The organism is Pseudomonas sp. Mb7, from assembly GCF_054790525.1.
Genome location: NZ_CP186501.1, coordinates 3,201,383 through 3,217,952, shown reverse-complemented (window position 1 = coordinate 3,217,952; position 16,570 = coordinate 3,201,383). Strand labels below are relative to the sequence as shown.

The window sequence follows — 16,570 nt, the reverse complement described above, 5'->3', positions numbered from 1 at the left end:
GATCTGTGTTAACTGACTAAAACAAATCCCCGGTTTTGCCAACCGTCGACCAGTCGCCACCCTCCAGGGTCAGCAAGTGCTCTTTCGCCTCTAGCCCCCCGGCGAACCCGGTGAGCTTCCCCGAGGCGCCGATCACCCGATGACAAGGCGCCACAATGGAAATCGGGTTGCGTCCGTTGGCGGCGCCTACTGCCCGCACAGCAGCGGGATTGCCAATCTGTCTGGCAATCTGGCTGTAGGTGCGCGTCTGGCCGAAGGGAATGGTCAGCAGCGCCGCCCAGACCTTTTTCTGAAAATCGGTGCCGGCGAAATCCAGTTCCAGGTCAAAACAGTCCCGCGTCCCGGAAAAATATTCTCCGAGTTGCCGGGCGGTTTTCTGCAGGACCGGATTGTCGGGTGCTTGCGTCATCGGCCCGAGGCGCACGCGGTCGGGTTTATCGTTTTCCCAGAGGATGGCCGCCAGTCGTGAGCCGTTCGCGACCAGCTTCAGCTCGCCGACGGGCGATGGCACGGTGATGAACGTATAAGACATGACGGCAGACTCCGGAGCAGTGCGGCTACAGCGCCCAGCATACTGCCTGATCGGGGAGGCGCAATACGCAAAGCCGACCATACTGCTTGGTGCTTTTGCAGCGTTCCCCCCTCTGTTCTGCACAGACCCTGAAAACAAAAAAGAGATCGACTCATGAAGTACGAACCTTTGGCCAAATCGCTAATAGCGACCTCACTGGCACTCAGCTGTCTCATGGCTCACGCGGCGTCGGTGGCACCGGTTGCCGCAGAAAACGGCATGGTGGTCACCGCGCAACATCTGGCCACCCATGTCGGCGTCGACGTATTGAAAAGTGGCGGTAATGCCGTCGATGCGGCGGTCGCCGTGGGTTACGCGCTGGCGGTGGTCTATCCCGCAGCAGGCAACCTGGGCGGAGGCGGCTTCATGACCATTCAACTGGCAGACGGGCGCAAGACCTTCCTCGATTTTCGTGAGAAAGCACCACTGGCGGCCACTGCCAACATGTACCTCGACAAGGAAGGCAACGTCATTCCCGACTTGAGTACCCGTGGCCACCTGGCGGTGGGCGTGCCGGGCACCGTGTCCGGCATGGAGTTGGCGCTGAGCAAATACGGGACCAAACCGCGCAAGGAAATGATTGCGCCGGCGATCAAACTGGCGGAAGACGGTTTTGCGCTGGAGCAGGGTGACGTCGAGTTACTGGAGTACGCCACCGACGTGTTCAAGAAGGACATGCGCGACTCCGGTTCGATCTTCCTGCATAACGGCGAGCCGATGCAGGTCGGGCAGAAACTGGTGCAGAAGGATCTCGGCAAAACCCTGCGGACCATTTCCGAAAAAGGCGCCGACGGCTTCTATAAAGGCTGGGTTGCCGACGCCATCGTCACCTCCAGCCAGGCCAACAAAGGCATCATCACCCAGGCTGACCTCGATAAATACAAGACCCGCGAACTGGCTCCGGTGGAATGCGACTACCGTGGTTATCACGTGGTCTCGGCGCCGCCGCCAAGCTCTGGCGGGGTAGTGATCTGCCAGATCATGAACATCCTCGAAGGCTATCCGATGAAGGATCTGGGCTTCCATTCGGCCCAGGGCATGCATTATCAGATCGAAGCCATGCGCCACGCCTATGTTGATCGCAACAGCTACCTGGGCGATCCGGATTTCGTCAAAAATCCGATTGAGCATCTGCTGGACAAGAACTACGCGACCAAACTGCGCGACGCCATCCAGCCGCAAAAGGCCGGCGTGTCGGCTGAACTCAAACCCGGCGTAGCCCCCCATGAAGGCAGCAACACCACTCACTACTCGATCGTCGACAAGTGGGGCAATGCGGTGTCGGTCACTTACACCCTCAATGACTGGTTCGGCGCGGGCGTGATGGCGAGCAAGACCGGGGTGATTCTCAACGATGAAATGGACGACTTCACCTCCAAGGTCGGTGTGCCGAACATGTACGGCCTGGTGCAGGGCGAAGCCAATGCGATTGCTCCGGGCAAGGCACCGCTGTCGTCGATGAGCCCGACCATTGTCACCAAGGATGGCAAAGTGGTGATGGTGGTCGGTACACCGGGCGGCAGCCGTATTATCACGGCGACTTTGCTGACCATGCTCAACGTCATCGACTACGGCATGGGCCTGCAGGAAGCGGTCGATGCGCCACGCTTCCACCAGCAGTGGATGCCGGAGGAAACCAACCTCGAAGACTTCGCCGCCAGCCCCGACACGAAGAAGCTCCTCGAGAGCTGGGGTCACAAGTTCGCCGGTCCGCAGGACGCCAACCACATCGCCGCGATTCTGGTGGGTGCACCTTCCCTGGGCGGTAAGCCGGTCGGCAAAAACCGTTTCTACGGCGCCAACGATCCACGCCGCAACACGGGCTTGTCACTGGGTTACTGAGGAGCGTAAAAAGGGGGCGGGCTTACGTCCGCCCCTGTCTCAAGGACTGATCAAGGAAGGCTCATCATGACCACCGCATTACTGATCATCGACGTCCAGCGCGCCCTCTGCTCGGGCGAATATCAGTGCTACGACATTCAGCGTGTGATCGACACCATCAACGGTCTCAGTGCTCGCGCACGCAAGGCTGGCGTGCGCGTGGTGCTGATCCAGCATGAAGAAGAGGACAGCCCGTTGGCCCATGGTGCCGAAGGCTGGCAACTGGCTGATGAACTGTTAACCGTCGCCAGTGACTTGCGCGTACGCAAGACCACCCGGGACTCGTTTTACCAGACTGACCTGGGTAAATTTTTGCCAAGCGAAGACTTCGAACGACTGGTTATTTGCGGTCTGCAAACCGATTACTGTGTCAATGCGACCGTACGCCGGGCCCATGAGCTGGGTTATGACGTAGTGCTTGCCGCCGACGCGCATTCCACCGTCGACAACGGCAATATGAGCGCCGAAGACATCATCGCCGAGCACAACAAGGATCTGGCGCATCTGACTGGCTCGGTCGCGCGTATCGACGTCAAACCCGCAGCCAGCATCACGTTCTGACCATCCACACAAAACCTGTAGGAGTGAGCCTGCTCGCGATAGCGGTGTGGCATTTGATGCAACATCGTCTGACCGAACGCTATCGCGAGCAGGCTCACTCCTACAGTGATTGCGAAATCCTGATTGCTATGTACATCAGGGATTTCCGCTGGCAGCACTGGCATACTGCGCGCCGTCCGAAGAATGGAATCTCTCGATGTTCGCTATCTCCCTGCGTCATGCCTTGGCGCTCATGTGCCTTGCGTTTGCCTCTATCACCCACGCCAGCAGTTTTGATTGCACCAGTGCCGCCAGCAAAACTGAAAAAGCCATTTGTGGCGACCCGCAGATCTCGCAACTCGATGAGAAGCTGGGCAAGCTCTGGCACTCGACATCGGCTGATGTCCCCGACGCCAAAGCCCTCAAGGCAGACCAGCGACAGTGGCTGAAAAACCGCAACGCCTGTGGCGATCAGACAGCCTGTTTGCGTCGGCAGTATTTAATGCGCCTGACCGAACTTGAACACGCCACCCAGCCCTTCAGTTGGGACGCGACCTGGCAGCTCATTCCGCCAGGGACCGCAACCTCGGCGACAGTCATAACCCAGCGCCGCGATCCCACGCACATCAGCATCGACATCACGGCGGCTGAGGGCGCCAACTCCGGTGATCTGGATGGCGTTGCCACACTCAAGGACGGTAAAGCCGTTTACTCGGAAGACCAGTGCACCCTGTTGTTCACCCCCATCAATGGTGTGCTGGATATTTCTATCGTCGGTGCAGGCGGATATTGCAGTGCCGGGTTGGGCGTCTACTACACCGGTCGTTTTGTCGCTTCGCAGCAACCGCTGACGCTGGATTACGACATGCTCAGCCTGGGCCTGGCGCAAACACCGGAAGAAAACCAGGCACTGCACACGTTGCTCAAGACTGATTATCAGACGCTGGTGGAAAAGTCCGGTTCGTTGATGACCGCTGAACCTTCCGCTGATGTGCCGGGTAGTCAGGTCTGGGAGATGTGGATGCGCGGCCTGGGTGGCACCGGCATCGTGATGCGGTCAGCCGATGGCCATTTCTGGGTCTTGTTGGTTACCTACGACAACACCGGACACTCGCGGCTGCGCTATTACACCGATGTTGCGAAATGGAAAAAACGTCTACCTGGCGCCTTGCACGACTGGAACGAGCGCATGAAAGATCATCTGGAACTCCCCGTAGACTTCATGCCCTGATCGGCGCAGCACTGCGCCATCACGTCGCAAACAACACCCCACGAATCTCGCCCACCCGCGGCGCTACGACCACGCCCTCCAGCACCATGCGCGTGATCGTCTGTGCCGCCGTTTGATAATCCTCGTCCTGCGGCACTTCGCGCCCCATGATCCGGCCCATCTGCCAACCGATATTGGTGTACGTGCGCGTCGCCGACCAGATGAACAGCATCAAATGCTCCGGATCCACCGGAGCGAGCAAACCGCGCTCGATCCAGCTGCGCAGACATTCAACGTTGCGCCGCGCTTCGGCCTGCAAAAGATCGCGGCACTCATCCGGCAACTGGCGACCGCCCAATAGCAACTCGCCACTGAATACCTTGGCAATCGCCGGATGTTCGCGGGCGATGCGAATGCGTGCGGCCACGTAGGCGCGCAGTCCCGTCAGCGGATCATCACTTTCACGCAGCACCGCCGAGGCTTCCAGCAGCGGCTCGACAAATCCCAGCAGCACTTTGCTGTAGAGGTTTTCCTTGCTCTGGAAGTAGTAATACAGATTGGCTTTGGGCACCCCGGCACGCGCCGCGATATCGCGGGTCTGGGTGGCGTTGAAGCCGTTGGCGGCGAATTCCTCGCTGGCAGCGGCGAGGATCAACTGCTCGTTGCGTACGCGGATGGCACTCATGGCAATACAGGTTGGCTGGACGGCATGGAAAGATTCTGGCGATTTCGGTTTCGCAATATACAAAACTATATAGCGATGAAGCCAGCACACTCGAAGGGCGGCGCTATGCTGGTTCGATCATTGACTGGAAACGGAGCGGGCACATGACCCTTCAGGCACTGCGGGCCGACGCGACACACCTGGATGCGGTGGCGCAGTTGTTCGACGCTTACCGAGGCTTTTACCTGCAGCCGTCGAACCTTGAGCAATCACGAACCTTCATCGCCGCGCGCATGGCCGACGATGAGTCCGCGATTTTTCTGGTTCAGGATGAAAAGGGCGAGGCGCTGGGTTTCGTGCAGTTGTATCCGACGTTCTCGTCCATCGATGCCCACCGCACCTGGCTACTCAGCGACCTGTTCACCACGCCCGCCGCCCGTGGGCGTGGGGTTGGCCGATTGTTGATGAACACTGCACGCGACTTTGCCTTGGCGACCGGTGCCAAAGGGCTGGTACTGGAAACCGCAACCGACAACTTCACGGCTCAAGGCTTGTACGAATCCCTCGGCTACGTGCGTGACAGCGGTTATTACACCTACAACCTCGACTTGCGGCAGGGCTGAGCAAAATTTTTTGCTGATTTCCTCAATTCAGGCTTTCGCCCGAAGGCCGCTCTCTCTAGAATCCGCCCGGCCTTCACAATGAAGGCGCAATGCCATCATTTGGTCTTGTACACATAGGGACGGACATCATGCAATTCGGGAAAATTCTGGCGCTGGGGCTGGTACTTGCGCTGGGCGGTTGTGCCAGTTTCACCAAAGACGAAGTGGCGCCGGTGACCATGCCGTCGATGGCCAGCTACACCAACAAGCCAAACGTCTACGTCGATTTCGACTTCTACCAGGGCGAACCGAAAAGCGGCTCCGCCGTGGAAGTGCCGCAAGCGCGCGATCAACTGAAACCACAGCTGCAAAAAATTCTCACTGACTCGGGTTTGTTCGGCCGTGTCACCCTGGACGAGTTCCAGAAGCAGCCGGGCGATTACAGCCTGCGTCTGAAAATGTACAACCATCCGCCGAATGCCGGCTCGATGGTGCTGGGCTTCATCAGTGGTTTCAGCCTGGGGGTGATCCCGGCGTACGGCACCGATCAGTACACCATGAGCCTGGAAGGCATGGATGGACAAGGTCAGGCCCTGACCACCGCGAGCAACCACGATGCGGTCGGCACCTGGATTGGTATCTGGTTCATTCCACTGATGGCCAACACACCGAAAGACGCGGTGAATGACACCTTCACCCGTCAGGTCAACGCGCTGCTCAAGCAGATGGTTGATAGCAAGAACCTGAAGTACTCGGCACTCGAAACCCGCATTCCACGGGGCTGAAGCGAAAAAAAGAGCCGCAATCGCGGCTCTTTTTTTACCCTTACTTCAGGGCCTGAATGAACTGTGGATCGCTGTAGAGTTCCTTGAGCAAGTCACGCACCATCGGGTTGTAAGCGTTGACTGCGTTCGGGATCGCAATGAAGCCGAAGAAGCTGCTGCTCCATTGGCTGCTGACATTCTTGGTCGCGTCGTACACCACATTGTTGCCGTTGAGCAGGGTGAAACGTGCAGCAAGTTTGCCGTCGCCCGTGCCCATGCCGGCGGACAGTTCGTTCTTCACCACCAGCACTTTCAACTGACGCTGAGCCTGCGGATCGAGCAGACCGGCCTTGCGCAGTTCTTCGGTGATCGCATCCTGAATGTGTGCCGGGATGCTGCCGGACGGCGAGCGAACCGGGTTGGCACGGACCACCAGCGAACCTTCACCGGATTCGGCCGTGACCTGAGGATTGCTGATCGCGTGCAGCGGCGGGGATTGTTTGAGCTTTTGCACGTTCTCGAAGCTTGGCTCGTAACGGGTCATGGTCATGCCACAGCCTTGCAGGAGCAGGGCCAGCATCGGGATCAACAACAGCGACTTCTTCACGGCAGTTCCTTGCGTGGGAATAGAGGAGGGCGCGAATTATGGGCAGAGTGCCATCATTGAGCAACCTCGTTCGTTTGCGCGTTGAGCATTTGCTCTATCTGCGCCAATTCCCAGGTACTGAGCAAACTCACCGGATCGGTGCCGTAACGCTGCCAGCTCTCCAGCGCACCTTCTTGCCCATCGTCGCTGCGGGCAAATTCACAGTGGTGTAACCGCCCACCTTCAACATCCAGCAGCAGGCGCCAGCCCTCGATATCGACCGCAACCAGTCCGGCTGCGGTGGGCACATCGCAGATGTTGAAAGCGAGCACACCCAGCGCCGCTTCACGCAGACGCTGAGACACCTCGCGGGCGCTCAGAAATGCAGACATGTCGAACTCAATGACCAGAGGAGCGGGCCAGCATAAAGCCCGAGTCGACAAGTGTCAGCGTTCACTGGCCCGATCCGCGACAATTCCGTAACATCCGCAACCCTCTTTTTCCCGAACACCTGCAGCCGCACTCGGCGGCCGCTCAATCAGGTAAGCCATGAAACCGATTCGTCTGCGCGCCGATGTCCTGGCCGGACTCACCACCTCGTTTGCCCTGTTGCCCGAATGCATTGCGTTCGCACTGGTGGCGCACCTCAATCCGCTGATGGGCCTGTATGGCGCGTTCATCATTTGCACGCTGACGGCGTTGTTCGGCGGGCGGCCGGGCATGGTCTCCGGCGCGGCCGGTTCGATGGCCGTGGTCATCGTTGCGCTGGTGGTGCAGCACGGTGTGCAGTATTTGCTGGCGACGGTGTTGCTTGGTGGTTTGATCATGATGGCGTTCGGCTTGCTGCGCTTGGGCAAACTGGTGCGCATGGTGCCGCACCCGGTGATGCTCGGCTTCGTCAACGGCCTGGCGATCATCATTGCGCTGGCGCAACTGGAACATTTCAAGAGCGGTGAGGACTGGCTCAGCGGCACGCCGTTGTACCTGATGGCCGGGCTGGTGGCGCTGACCATGGCCATCGTCTATATCCTGCCGCGCCTGACCCGTGCAGTGCCGCCAGCACTGGTGGCAATCCTCGGCGTCGGTCTGCTGGTCTATCTGTTCGGCCTGCCGACCCGCACCCTCGGCGACATGGCGCACATTGCCGGCGGCTTGCCGACGTTCGCTTTGCCGGACATCCCGTGGAATCTTGAAACCCTGCGCATCATCGCGCCTTACGCGATTCTGATGGCGCTGGTCGGTCTGCTGGAAACCCTGCTGACGTTGAACCTGACCGATGAAATCACCGAAACCCGTGGCTATCCGGATCGCGAGTGCGTGGCGCTCGGTGCGGCCAATATGGTCTCGGGCGCATTCGGTGGCATGGGCGGTTGCGCGATGATCGGCCAGACCGTGATCAACCTCAGTTCCGGTGGGCGCGGGCGCTTGTCTGGCGTTGTCGCTGGGGTGCTGATTCTGTTGTTCATTCTGTTTCTGTCGCCGCTGATCGAGCGTATTCCGCTGGCGGCGCTGGTGGGTGTGATGTTTGTGGTGTCGCAGCAGACTTTTGCCTGGGCGTCGTTGCGGGTGGTGAACAAAGTACCGCTCAATGATGTGCTGGTGATCATTGCTGTGACTACCATCACTGTGTTCACTGATCTGGCCACTGCGGTGTTGTGCGGCATCATCATCGCTGCGCTCAACTTTGCCTGGCAGCAGGCTCGTGAGCTGTATGCCGATGAGCATCTGGAGGCTGACGGCAGCAAGCTTTATCGTTTGCATGGCACGTTGTTTTTTGCTTCGACTACGCCGTTTCTCAATCAGTTTGATCCGGCTAATGATCCGGCTCGGGTGACTTTGGATTGTCGGCATTTGAGTTTTGTCGATTATTCGGCGATTGCGGCGTTGAAGACTCTGCGCGAGCGCTATGCCAAGGCGGGTAAGCATTTGCAGGTGTTTCATTTGTCTGAGCGGTGCAAGAAGTTGCTTAAGCGGGCGGGGGAGGAGCATCACTGATCAGTCGTGGGCGTTGGCTATGGTTGTCTGGATTACTGAGTACATATCCGTTGCTGCGGTAACGGCCACTTAGGGTTCCGCCCTTACGGCGGGTCACTTTTTCCAGACGCCGAAAAAGTAACCAAAAAGGCTTGCTCCTACGTGCGGCCCGCTCGCTGGGGCTCGGGGTTCCTTCGCTCCGGGATCCATCCGGGCGCATCGCCTACGGTTTGCTTCGCTGCACCTCCTCTCGCTGTGTTTGGCTGCGCCAAACGGTCGCTGCGCTCCAACGCCCGGATGAATCCCTCCACTCAGCCTTCCGACGTCGCCCGTGGATCAAGATCAAGATCAAGAGCTGCAGCCGAGCTAACGCTCATCCTGTTGAGTGGGGCGGCTTTGCCGCTGGGGTTGTACGCACGTTAAAACTGTGGGAGCGAGCCTGCTCGCGAAGGCGGCCTGACAGCCGACCTGTTTCTGGCGGGTTGTAGGCGATCCAATTGTAGGAGTGAGCCTGCTCGCGATGGCGTCGGGTCGGTCAAAGATGCTTTGAATGACACGCCGCTAGCGCTTGCAGATTCGCTCCCACTGGTGTTGTTGTGTGGCCAGACTTCAGATGGCCGGGAAGTCGATATCGGTCAGCGCCGCATTGTTCAGGTAGTTGGTCAGGCTCTGCACGGCCACCAGTGCAATCACTTCAATGATCTTCACGTCGTCGATGCCGGCAGCGCGGGCGGCGGCGATTTGTTCATCACTCAAGTGGCCACGGCTTTCAGTCAATTGGCGGGCGAGGGTTGCGTAGGCGTTGAGCTCGCCCTGGCGTGCGGCGACGATGTCCTGCGCCGAGAGCCCGGCTTTGCCGGCAAACAAGGTGTGTGCCGCCAGGCAGTAGTCGCAACCGTTGACCTGTGAGGTGGCGAGGTACACCGCTTCTTTTTCCTGGGCGTTCAGCGAGGTCTTGCCGAGGATGGCCGAGGCTTGTACGTAAGTTTCGAGGGCCACCGGTGCTTTGGCCAGGGTGGTGAAGACGTTGGGCAGGAAACCGATTTTCTTTTTCACGCCTTCCAGCACAGGGCGGCTGGCGTCGGCGGCGGTTTCGAGGCTGATAGCGTGGATGCGGCTCATGTTGATTCTCCGAAAGTCCGGTGCGAAGTGCGCCGGGGATGGAGGTCATGTTATGCAGTGAGGCTGGTGGATTGGCGGCAAATCGTCGAGGATATGCGGCAGATCGTCCAGATATGCCCTCGGAGTCGTCCATGGATCGCCTTTCAACATTGCTCAGCCATTTCGGCGTGAATGCCGGTACGTTCCACAGCGGCGCGTTTTGCGGCGTCAGCGTTCATGACAACGAGCCGGTGGGGCATGTGCATCTTTTGCAGGCCGGTGAATTGCTGCTCAAACCGGGCAACGAGCGTGAGATTCGCCTGAGCGAACCGTCGCTGATCTTCTTCCCCCGACCCTTTACCCATCGCATGTTTGCCGATGAAGCCATGGACACCCGATTGGTCTGCGCCACGCTGACGTTTGATGGCGGCTCCGGCAATGCCCTGGCGGCGGCGCTGCCGGATTATCTGGTGCTGAAACTGACGGACATCCCGGAGTTGGGTAACACCGTGGAATGGCTGTTCAAGGAAGCGTTCGAAGGTCATTGCGGGCGGGTGGCGGTGATGGATCGCCTGTTCGAACTGCTGGTGATTCTGTTGCTGCGGCACTTGATCAGCAGTCGCGAACAACAACCGGGGATGATCGCCGGGCTGGCCGATCCACGCCTGTCCCGTGCCTTGAACCTGATGCACGAGCAACCGCAAAAACCGTGGAGCGTGGCGGATCTGGCCGCTGTCGCCAACCTGTCCCGCGCCGGGTTTGCCGAGCAGTTTCGCCGGGTTGTCGGGCAAACGCCGGCCGATTATCTGCTGAGTTGGCGCGTCAGCCTGGTGCAGAAACGCCTGCGCGAAGGCAGACCGATTGCGCTGATTGCCGAAGAGGTCGGTTACGAAAGTCCTTCGGCGCTGGCCCGGGCGTTTCGGCGCAAGACCGGGCTCAGCCCACGCGAGTGGAAGGCGGGTGCCTGAAGATCATTTGGCGAACTTCTTCGCCCCGGCGACACACAGGATCACGCCAAACGTCACGGCGAGCATGCCGAGGCTGACCTGTTCATGTAGCAGGGTCGCCGCCAGCGCCAGACCGAAAAACGGCTGCAGTAATTGCAACTGACCGACCGCGGCAATCCCGCCCTGAGCCAGGCCGCGATACCAGAACACAAAACCGATCAGCATGCTGAACAGCGACACGTAACCCAGGCATAGCCACGCCGACAGACTGATTGTGTTGAACGAGGCGGGCGCCAGCCACACACTCAACACCGCCATGAGTGGCAGCGAAAGCACCAGCGCCCAGCAAATCACCTGCCAGCCGCCGAGAGTGCGCGACAACTTCGCGCCTTCGGCGTAACCGAGACCGCAGGCCAGAATCGCCGCGAGCATCAGCAGATCGCCAGTGGGCGAGGCAGTCAGACCTTGTGCCAGCGCGAAGCCGACCACCAGCGCGCTGCCGAGCATCGAGAAAATCCAGAACACCGGTCGCGGCCGCTCACCGCCGCGCAGCACAGCAAAAATCGCTGTGGCCAGTGGCAGCAAGCCGACAAACACAATCGAATGCGCCGACGTCACATGTTGCAGCGCCAGGGCGGTCAACAGCGGAAAACCAAGCACCACGCCCAGCGCGACAATCAACAGCGACAACCACTGATTGCGCGCCGGGCGCCGCTCGCGAAACAGCCACAACAGCGCCACCGCCAACACCCCGGCGATGGCGGCGCGAACCACCGTGAGAAACACCGGATCGAACTCCAGCACCGCCATACGCGTGGCCGGCAGCGAACCGCTGAAGATCACCACGCCGATAAAACCGTTGATCCAGCCACTGGTTTTTTCCAGTGCCGGGGTCGTCAGATTCGAAGTCCTTTCCATCACCGTTCACGCTCGGAAGTGGGTTGCATTGCAGCCATGCTAGAGCCGAGAATCAGCACAATCAAAGAATTGTCATGGATACATCCGGCATGCCACGTTCGCGCTACAAGACACTGGTTGACGCCTACGCGGCGGACATCCGCTCGGGGATGTTGCCGCCAGGTACACGGTTGCCGACCCATCGGCAATTGGCGGCTCAGGAAGGGTTGGCGCTGGTCACGGCTTCGCGGGTGTACGCGGAGCTGGAGGCCATGGGCCTGATCAGCGGCGAGACCGGGCGCGGCACGTTTGTCCGCGAAACCTCGCTGTCGCCGGGGCAGGGCATCGATCAGAAACAAGTGGCGGTCGGCATGATCGACCTCAATTTCAATTATCCGTCGTTGCCCGGTCAGGCGGATTTGTTGCGCACTGCGCTGCGCCAATTGGCGTTGTCCGGCGATCTGGAGGCGTTGCTGCGTTATCAACCGCACGCCGGGCGCGGCCACGAGCGCGCGTCGGTCGCGCGGCACCTGCTGACGCGCGGGGTGAGGGTCGAGGCCGAGCAAGTGCTGATCGTCAACGGCGCCCAGCAAGGCCTCGCAGTGACGCTGATGGCGCTGCTCAAACCCGGCGATGTGATTGCCGCCGACGCGCTGACCTATTCCGGGTTCAAGGTGCTGGCCGAAGCGCTGCATCTGGAAGTCGTAGCCATTCCGCTCGGTGATCAAGGGCCGGATCTCGTCGCGCTGGAGAAACTCTGTCGCAGCCGCTCGGTGCGCGCCGTGTACAGCATGCCGACGTTGCACAACCCGTTGGGTTCGGTGATGCCGCTGGCGCAGCGCGAGCAGTTGGTGGCTATTGCCCGGCGACATGATCTGACAATAATCGAAGACGCGGCCTACGCCTTTTTGGTTGAAAACCCACCGCGTACGCTGATCGATCTGGCGCCGGAGCGCACGGTGTACGTGTCGGGCCTGTCGAAAAACATCGCCACAGGCCTGCGTGTCGGTTTCATCGCCGCCCCGACCGACGTGGTGCCAGCACTGGAACGCATCATCCGCGCCACGACCTGGAACACCCCAGGCGTCATGACTGCCATCGCCTGTGGCTGGCTCGACGACGGCACGGTGACGGTGCTTGAGGAACAGAAGCGCAACGACGCCAAGGTGCGGCAGGCACTGGCCACCGAAGTGTTGAAAGGACTGCCGAGCATTGGCCATCCGGCGTCGTATTTCCTGTGGCTACCGCTGCCGGAAGACGTGCGCGCCGATCAGATTGTCGTCGAGCTGATGCACGAGCAGATTTCCGTCACCACGGCTGAACCGTTTTCGGTGGCGGGTCATGTGCCACATGCGATTCGCTTGGCGTTGGGCTCGGTAGAGATGGACGTGTTGCGTCAGGCGTTGAGCAAAGTCAGAAAGATCATTGGCGCTTACCTGTAAAAACATAATGCTACCCTTGCGTCGCCCGATGCAGACCGATCCGGAACTCTCGATGAAAAACACCGCTGCACTGTCACTCGCCCTGATGCTCGCCACTGGCCTGTCCAGTACGTTCACCCTCGCCGCAGGCGACCCCGAAGCCGGCGCGAAAATTTTTCCGCGTCTGTGCGGCGGCTGCCATCAGGTCGGCGAATCGGCCCGCCCCGGATTCGGTCCGCAACTCAATGGCATCATCGGTCGGCCCGCCGGTACGTCAGCGAATTACGTGTATTCAGATGCGATGAAGAACTCGGGAGTGACCTGGGATCGCGAAACGCTGGTCGCCTATCTGAAGGATCCGAAAGGCGTGGTGCCCGGTACGCGGATGATTTTCTGGGGCTTGAGCGACGAAGAAAAACTCGACAATTTGCTGGCGTACCTCCAGACCTTCACGCAATAACGGCAGCTCCTACAGGGCGTGCGTGTTTTTGAGGTGCAGCGATGTCGGTTGATGCTCTCTGTGGCACCCCCTCCATCACGCTCGATTGATTCCGCCGCCAGGGTCATGACCGTCACCACCACGTCTTCTTCGCGACTCAAGTATTGCGGTGTTCGGGCGATATGCCGGACACCCAAGTCCCTGATTGAAAAATGACATGAAAAAGCTACTCGTCGCTGTTGCTGCCCTCGTTTTGCTGACGGGTTGCGTGACCAAAGATCTCAGCGTTGAAGACCGCCAGCAGATCAAAACCGTGAAAGTGCTGCCGGTGTTTGTTGCCGTCGATAACTTTCAATACACCAGCATGACGCAGGCCTGGGGCGCCGGCCTGGGTGCTGGAGCCGGCGCAGCGGCAGGTATGGCCTCAGGTGCTTCGACTTCTGGCGCCGGTGCGTTAACGGGGGCGGGCTCTGTGGCAGGGACGAAAGCGGCGGACGTGGCCACCGGCGATATCACTCTGGCGATTCGCAACAACATGAAGGCCAATGGCATCGACCTGAGCCAGTTGATCCGGCAAAGCTTCGAAAAACGCGTACAGCAGGAGCATCTGTTTACCGTGGTGGGCGAGGGTGAGCGAGCCGATGCCGAGGTCGAAATTCTGGTCTCGCAATGGGGCCTCTGCCTGAAGAACTTCAGCACCGTGTTGTATCCCGTCATCGGTGCCACGGCGCAAATCAAGCGCAACGGCTCAGCGGTATGGCGTAATTTCGACACGATCTCTGTATCCAACGATGCCAACACCATCGCCTATACACCGGAGCAGTACGCCACGGATCCCGAGGCGTTGCGCAAAGCGTTCAGCCATGTGTCCGATCTGGTGGTCAACAAGCTGGTCGATCACTTGAAACAGTAATCGGCACAAGGCGATCGTGTTCGCGGAACGCTGCGGTCGGTCACGGGTCGATAGGGTACTTGTGCGGTATTTCCCTATCGTCCGGCACACCGTTGCACTCAAGGAGCTCACCATGAAATCTCTGCTACTGGCAGCCCCGCTGTTGCTTGTCAGCGCAATCGCCCATGCCGGCATCCCTATGCTCAACGCGACGTGCCCGGGCAAGATCGAAGTGCACGCCGATGAAGGCGGGCCGATCTACATCAATGGCAAGGAAGGCCAGTTGAAGAAGTTCAATGAGAACTACTTCGAAGCCAAAGGCGCGGGCGTGACCATTTCCCTGAGCATCAATCCCGACGGTTCGCCTGCGGTGTCGTACACCGGGAAGAACCGGGCCAACGGGATTTGCGAAGTGAAGAAGGGCTGATCACGCCACCTGATTACGACCTGCCGCCTTGGCCTGATACAACTGCTGATCGGCGCGTTTGATCAGTGCGTTGTGGTTGTTATCGGCCGGGTCCGCCAGGCCGATGCCGATGCTGACCGTCACTTGCCCGATCACCGGGAAGTGAGCTTCGGCGACCGCCACGCGGATCTTCTCGGCGACGACTTCCGGAGTGTCGGGTTTGGCGATTTCCGGCAACAGCACAGCGAACTCTTCGCCGCCGTAACGGGCGACGAAATCGGTGGTGCGCAAGCTGCTCTGAATCAACTGCGCCAATTGTTGCAGCACATCATCACCCACTGCGTGGCCGTGGGAATCATTGATGCGCTTGAAGTGATCGGCATCGATCAGCAGCAGGGAGAACGGACGTCCGGTGCGGCGGAACAGCAGTGTGTATTCGGTGAGTTTCTCGTCGAAACGGCGACGGTTGTAAACGCCGGACAAACTGTCGTGGGTCGCCAAGCTGAGCAATTCGGCATTGGCCTGCGTCAGCGCAGCGGTGCGTTGCGCGACGGTTGCTTCCAGCGAGGCATTGGCCTCTTGCAGCTCGCGCTCTTTGCCGAGCAGCGATTGCGTCATGGCATCAATGGACTGGCCGAGCTGGGCAATTTCCAGCACCGGGTGCTGCAGCGGGAATTGCGCACCGGGTTGTTGGTTTTGCACCTGCCGCGCCGAGCGCGCGAGCTGTTCGATCGGTCGGCTCAGGTACAGCGCCAGGTAGTAAGCCACCAAGCCGAACAGCACCGCCGCGACCACACCCAGAATCAGCAATTTGTACATCAGCAGGCGCGCCGGTTGCAGTGCGGTTTCCAATGGCTGGCGCACGGCAATCGACCATGACAGCACCGTACTCGATGGCGTCGGTACGATGACCACGCTGGTGAGGAATCCGTTGCCCGCCGTCCAGCCTTGCCTTTTGGTGTCAATTGCCAGTTGCTGACCCATCAGCGCTTCCGGGTAGAGCACTTTGCCATCGTGATCGATGATCAACGCTTCGATATCCGGCGTTGAGTTTTTATGCGAAAGCGCCGCCGACTCAACAATGCGCGTCACCCAGCTCCAGTGTGCGTGGGCGCCAAGAACACCAATCACCTGGCCGTCTGCGTTGCGGATCGGTGCGGCGAAATCGATGAAGCGCAGCGGTTCACCGTTCGGCAGGGCCGGCAGCATTTTCGCCAGCAACACCGCCTCATGAGGATCGCCGGTGTACTCGCCGCGCAACCCGGCCTGGAACCAGGGCCGTTGCTGCACCGATTGGCCGACCAGCAAGTCGTTCACCGCCTGATGCACCTTGCCCTCGGCATCGGTGACGCCCATCCACGCATACTCGGTGCGGGCCTGGGTGCGCAGTTGCATCGATTTCAGAATCGCCGGGTTATCCAGATCACCACGCTCCAGATGCGGCGCACGGCTGAGCAGATACACCTCCAACTGGCGTTCGCGCAGTCGTTCACCCAACAACGATGCGGCCGAGCGCGCGGTGTTGAGCAACGCATTGCCGCTGGCTTGCTTCATTTGTTCCGTGGCGATATGGCCGACATAGAAGCCCACGCTCAGCAGCGTCAGCAGGGATAAACCGGCAAACCAAAGGGTGAGGTGGCTACGCAGACTGGCTTTGAGCATGGGCAGTCGAGGT

The 16,570-nt window shown here is 59.8% G+C and carries 18 protein-coding genes; 11 read left to right on the top strand and 7 right to left on the bottom strand.

Annotation, left to right across the window (positions count from 1 at the left end):
* Window positions 1-16: 16 nt before the first annotated feature.
* Window positions 17-532, bottom strand: a complete 516-nt coding sequence (locus tag ACOYXH_RS14475) for a methylated-DNA--[protein]-cysteine S-methyltransferase (protein WP_460410848.1) — start codon at window positions 530-532, stop codon at window positions 17-19.
* Window positions 533-685: 153 nt separating this feature from the next.
* Between ACOYXH_RS14475 and ggt the strand changes: the two genes are divergently transcribed.
* The 3 genes from ggt (at window position 686) to ACOYXH_RS14460 (ending at window position 4,223) form a co-directional block, all read left to right on the top strand.
* On the top strand, window positions 686-2,413 hold the full coding sequence (gene ggt / locus ACOYXH_RS14470; RefSeq protein ID WP_093441230.1) for a gamma-glutamyltransferase: 1,728 nt from the start codon (window positions 686-688) through the stop codon (window positions 2,411-2,413).
* 66 nt (window positions 2,414-2,479) lie between these two features.
* Window positions 2,480-3,013 (top strand): cysteine hydrolase family protein, encoded by a 534-nt coding sequence (locus tag ACOYXH_RS14465; protein WP_095048053.1) that lies wholly within the window; start codon window positions 2,480-2,482, stop codon window positions 3,011-3,013.
* Between the two features lie 196 nt (window positions 3,014-3,209).
* A complete protein-coding gene (locus ACOYXH_RS14460) occupies window positions 3,210-4,223 on the top strand; it encodes a lysozyme inhibitor LprI family protein (RefSeq protein ID WP_220556473.1) in 1,014 nt (337 codons plus the stop codon).
* Window positions 4,224-4,242: 19 nt separating this feature from the next.
* Here the strand turns inward: ACOYXH_RS14460 and ACOYXH_RS14455 are convergent, their stop codons facing one another.
* Complete coding sequence (locus tag ACOYXH_RS14455; RefSeq protein WP_093441219.1) at window positions 4,243-4,887, bottom strand: TetR/AcrR family transcriptional regulator; 645 nt, start codon at window positions 4,885-4,887, stop codon at window positions 4,243-4,245.
* Between the two features lie 143 nt (window positions 4,888-5,030).
* Here ACOYXH_RS14455 and ACOYXH_RS14450 point away from each other — a divergent pair, with 143 nt between their 5' ends.
* A complete protein-coding gene (locus ACOYXH_RS14450) occupies window positions 5,031-5,489 on the top strand; it encodes a GNAT family N-acetyltransferase (protein WP_258708455.1) in 459 nt (152 codons plus the stop codon).
* 128 nt (window positions 5,490-5,617) lie between these two features.
* Window positions 5,618-6,253, top strand: a complete 636-nt coding sequence (locus tag ACOYXH_RS14445; RefSeq protein WP_258708454.1) for a hypothetical protein — start codon at window positions 5,618-5,620, stop codon at window positions 6,251-6,253.
* 40 nt (window positions 6,254-6,293) lie between these two features.
* Here the strand turns inward: ACOYXH_RS14445 and ACOYXH_RS14440 are convergent, their stop codons facing one another.
* Both ACOYXH_RS14440 and ACOYXH_RS14435 read right to left on the bottom strand, forming a co-directional pair.
* Window positions 6,294-6,839 (bottom strand): hypothetical protein, encoded by a 546-nt coding sequence (locus tag ACOYXH_RS14440; protein ID WP_258708453.1) that lies wholly within the window; start codon window positions 6,837-6,839, stop codon window positions 6,294-6,296.
* Window positions 6,840-6,892: 53 nt separating this feature from the next.
* Window positions 6,893-7,210, bottom strand: coding sequence for a DUF7693 family protein (locus ACOYXH_RS14435; protein ID WP_220556471.1), 318 nt, complete (start codon window positions 7,208-7,210; stop codon window positions 6,893-6,895).
* A 157-nt stretch (window positions 7,211-7,367) separates the two neighbouring features.
* Between ACOYXH_RS14435 and ACOYXH_RS14430 the strand changes: the two genes are divergently transcribed.
* Window positions 7,368-8,813, top strand: coding sequence for a SulP family inorganic anion transporter (locus ACOYXH_RS14430; RefSeq protein WP_258708452.1), 1,446 nt, complete (start codon window positions 7,368-7,370; stop codon window positions 8,811-8,813).
* Window positions 8,814-9,401: 588 nt separating this feature from the next.
* Here ACOYXH_RS14430 and ACOYXH_RS14425 read toward each other — a convergent pair.
* On the bottom strand, window positions 9,402-9,914 hold the full coding sequence (locus ACOYXH_RS14425) for a carboxymuconolactone decarboxylase family protein (RefSeq protein ID WP_093441201.1): 513 nt from the start codon (window positions 9,912-9,914) through the stop codon (window positions 9,402-9,404).
* Between the two features lie 131 nt (window positions 9,915-10,045).
* Here ACOYXH_RS14425 and ACOYXH_RS14420 point away from each other — a divergent pair, with 131 nt between their 5' ends.
* Window positions 10,046-10,861, top strand: coding sequence for an AraC family transcriptional regulator (locus tag ACOYXH_RS14420; RefSeq protein WP_095124514.1), 816 nt, complete (start codon window positions 10,046-10,048; stop codon window positions 10,859-10,861).
* 3 nt (window positions 10,862-10,864) lie between these two features.
* Here ACOYXH_RS14420 and ACOYXH_RS14415 read toward each other — a convergent pair whose 3' ends face one another.
* A complete protein-coding gene (locus ACOYXH_RS14415; protein ID WP_095124515.1) occupies window positions 10,865-11,758 on the bottom strand; it encodes a DMT family transporter in 894 nt (297 codons plus the stop codon).
* A gap of 89 nt (window positions 11,759-11,847) precedes the next feature.
* Between ACOYXH_RS14415 and ACOYXH_RS14410 the strand changes: the two genes are divergently transcribed.
* From ACOYXH_RS14410 to ACOYXH_RS14395, 4 genes are all read left to right on the top strand, one after another.
* Window positions 11,848-13,179, top strand: a complete 1,332-nt coding sequence (locus ACOYXH_RS14410; protein WP_220558877.1) for an aminotransferase-like domain-containing protein — start codon at window positions 11,848-11,850, stop codon at window positions 13,177-13,179.
* A 52-nt stretch (window positions 13,180-13,231) separates the two neighbouring features.
* Window positions 13,232-13,618 (top strand): c-type cytochrome, encoded by a 387-nt coding sequence (locus tag ACOYXH_RS14405; protein WP_460410846.1) that lies wholly within the window; start codon window positions 13,232-13,234, stop codon window positions 13,616-13,618.
* Between the two features lie 196 nt (window positions 13,619-13,814).
* On the top strand, window positions 13,815-14,510 hold the full coding sequence (locus tag ACOYXH_RS14400; protein ID WP_093441166.1) for a hypothetical protein: 696 nt from the start codon (window positions 13,815-13,817) through the stop codon (window positions 14,508-14,510).
* A 112-nt stretch (window positions 14,511-14,622) separates the two neighbouring features.
* The gene (locus ACOYXH_RS14395) at window positions 14,623-14,916 is read left to right on the top strand and encodes a hypothetical protein (RefSeq protein ID WP_095048041.1); all 294 of its coding nucleotides are present in this window, start codon (window positions 14,623-14,625) and stop codon (window positions 14,914-14,916) included.
* On the opposite strand, the gene ACOYXH_RS14390 is transcribed toward ACOYXH_RS14395, so the two are convergent.
* Window positions 14,917-16,557: a sensor domain-containing diguanylate cyclase gene (locus tag ACOYXH_RS14390; RefSeq protein WP_460410845.1), complete on the bottom strand. Its 1,641-nt coding sequence runs from the start codon at window positions 16,555-16,557 to the stop codon at window positions 14,917-14,919. It lies immediately after the preceding gene.
* Between the last annotated feature and the right edge of the window lie 13 nt (window positions 16,558-16,570).

Coding starts and splice junctions, on each gene's coding strand:
- ACOYXH_RS14475 (WP_460410848.1), bottom strand. CDS start 532: ATGTCTTATACGTTCATCACCGTGCCATCGCCCGTCGGCGAGCTGAAG.
- ggt (WP_093441230.1), top strand. CDS start 686: ATGAAGTACGAACCTTTGGCCAAATCGCTAATAGCGACCTCACTGGCA.
- ACOYXH_RS14465 (WP_095048053.1), top strand. CDS start 2,480: ATGACCACCGCATTACTGATCATCGACGTCCAGCGCGCCCTCTGCTCG.
- ACOYXH_RS14460 (WP_220556473.1), top strand. CDS start 3,210: ATGTTCGCTATCTCCCTGCGTCATGCCTTGGCGCTCATGTGCCTTGCG.
- ACOYXH_RS14455 (WP_093441219.1), bottom strand. CDS start 4,887: ATGAGTGCCATCCGCGTACGCAACGAGCAGTTGATCCTCGCCGCTGCC.
- ACOYXH_RS14450 (WP_258708455.1), top strand. CDS start 5,031: ATGACCCTTCAGGCACTGCGGGCCGACGCGACACACCTGGATGCGGTG.
- ACOYXH_RS14445 (WP_258708454.1), top strand. CDS start 5,618: ATGCAATTCGGGAAAATTCTGGCGCTGGGGCTGGTACTTGCGCTGGGC.
- ACOYXH_RS14435 (WP_220556471.1), bottom strand. CDS start 7,210: ATGTCTGCATTTCTGAGCGCCCGCGAGGTGTCTCAGCGTCTGCGTGAA.
- ACOYXH_RS14430 (WP_258708452.1), top strand. CDS start 7,368: ATGAAACCGATTCGTCTGCGCGCCGATGTCCTGGCCGGACTCACCACC.
- ACOYXH_RS14425 (WP_093441201.1), bottom strand. CDS start 9,914: ATGAGCCGCATCCACGCTATCAGCCTCGAAACCGCCGCCGACGCCAGC.
- ACOYXH_RS14420 (WP_095124514.1), top strand. CDS start 10,046: ATGGATCGCCTTTCAACATTGCTCAGCCATTTCGGCGTGAATGCCGGT.
- ACOYXH_RS14415 (WP_095124515.1), bottom strand. CDS start 11,758: ATGGAAAGGACTTCGAATCTGACGACCCCGGCACTGGAAAAAACCAGT.
- ACOYXH_RS14410 (WP_220558877.1), top strand. CDS start 11,848: ATGCCACGTTCGCGCTACAAGACACTGGTTGACGCCTACGCGGCGGAC.
- ACOYXH_RS14405 (WP_460410846.1), top strand. CDS start 13,232: ATGAAAAACACCGCTGCACTGTCACTCGCCCTGATGCTCGCCACTGGC.
- ACOYXH_RS14400 (WP_093441166.1), top strand. CDS start 13,815: ATGAAAAAGCTACTCGTCGCTGTTGCTGCCCTCGTTTTGCTGACGGGT.
- ACOYXH_RS14395 (WP_095048041.1), top strand. CDS start 14,623: ATGAAATCTCTGCTACTGGCAGCCCCGCTGTTGCTTGTCAGCGCAATC.
- ACOYXH_RS14390 (WP_460410845.1), bottom strand. CDS start 16,557: ATGCTCAAAGCCAGTCTGCGTAGCCACCTCACCCTTTGGTTTGCCGGT.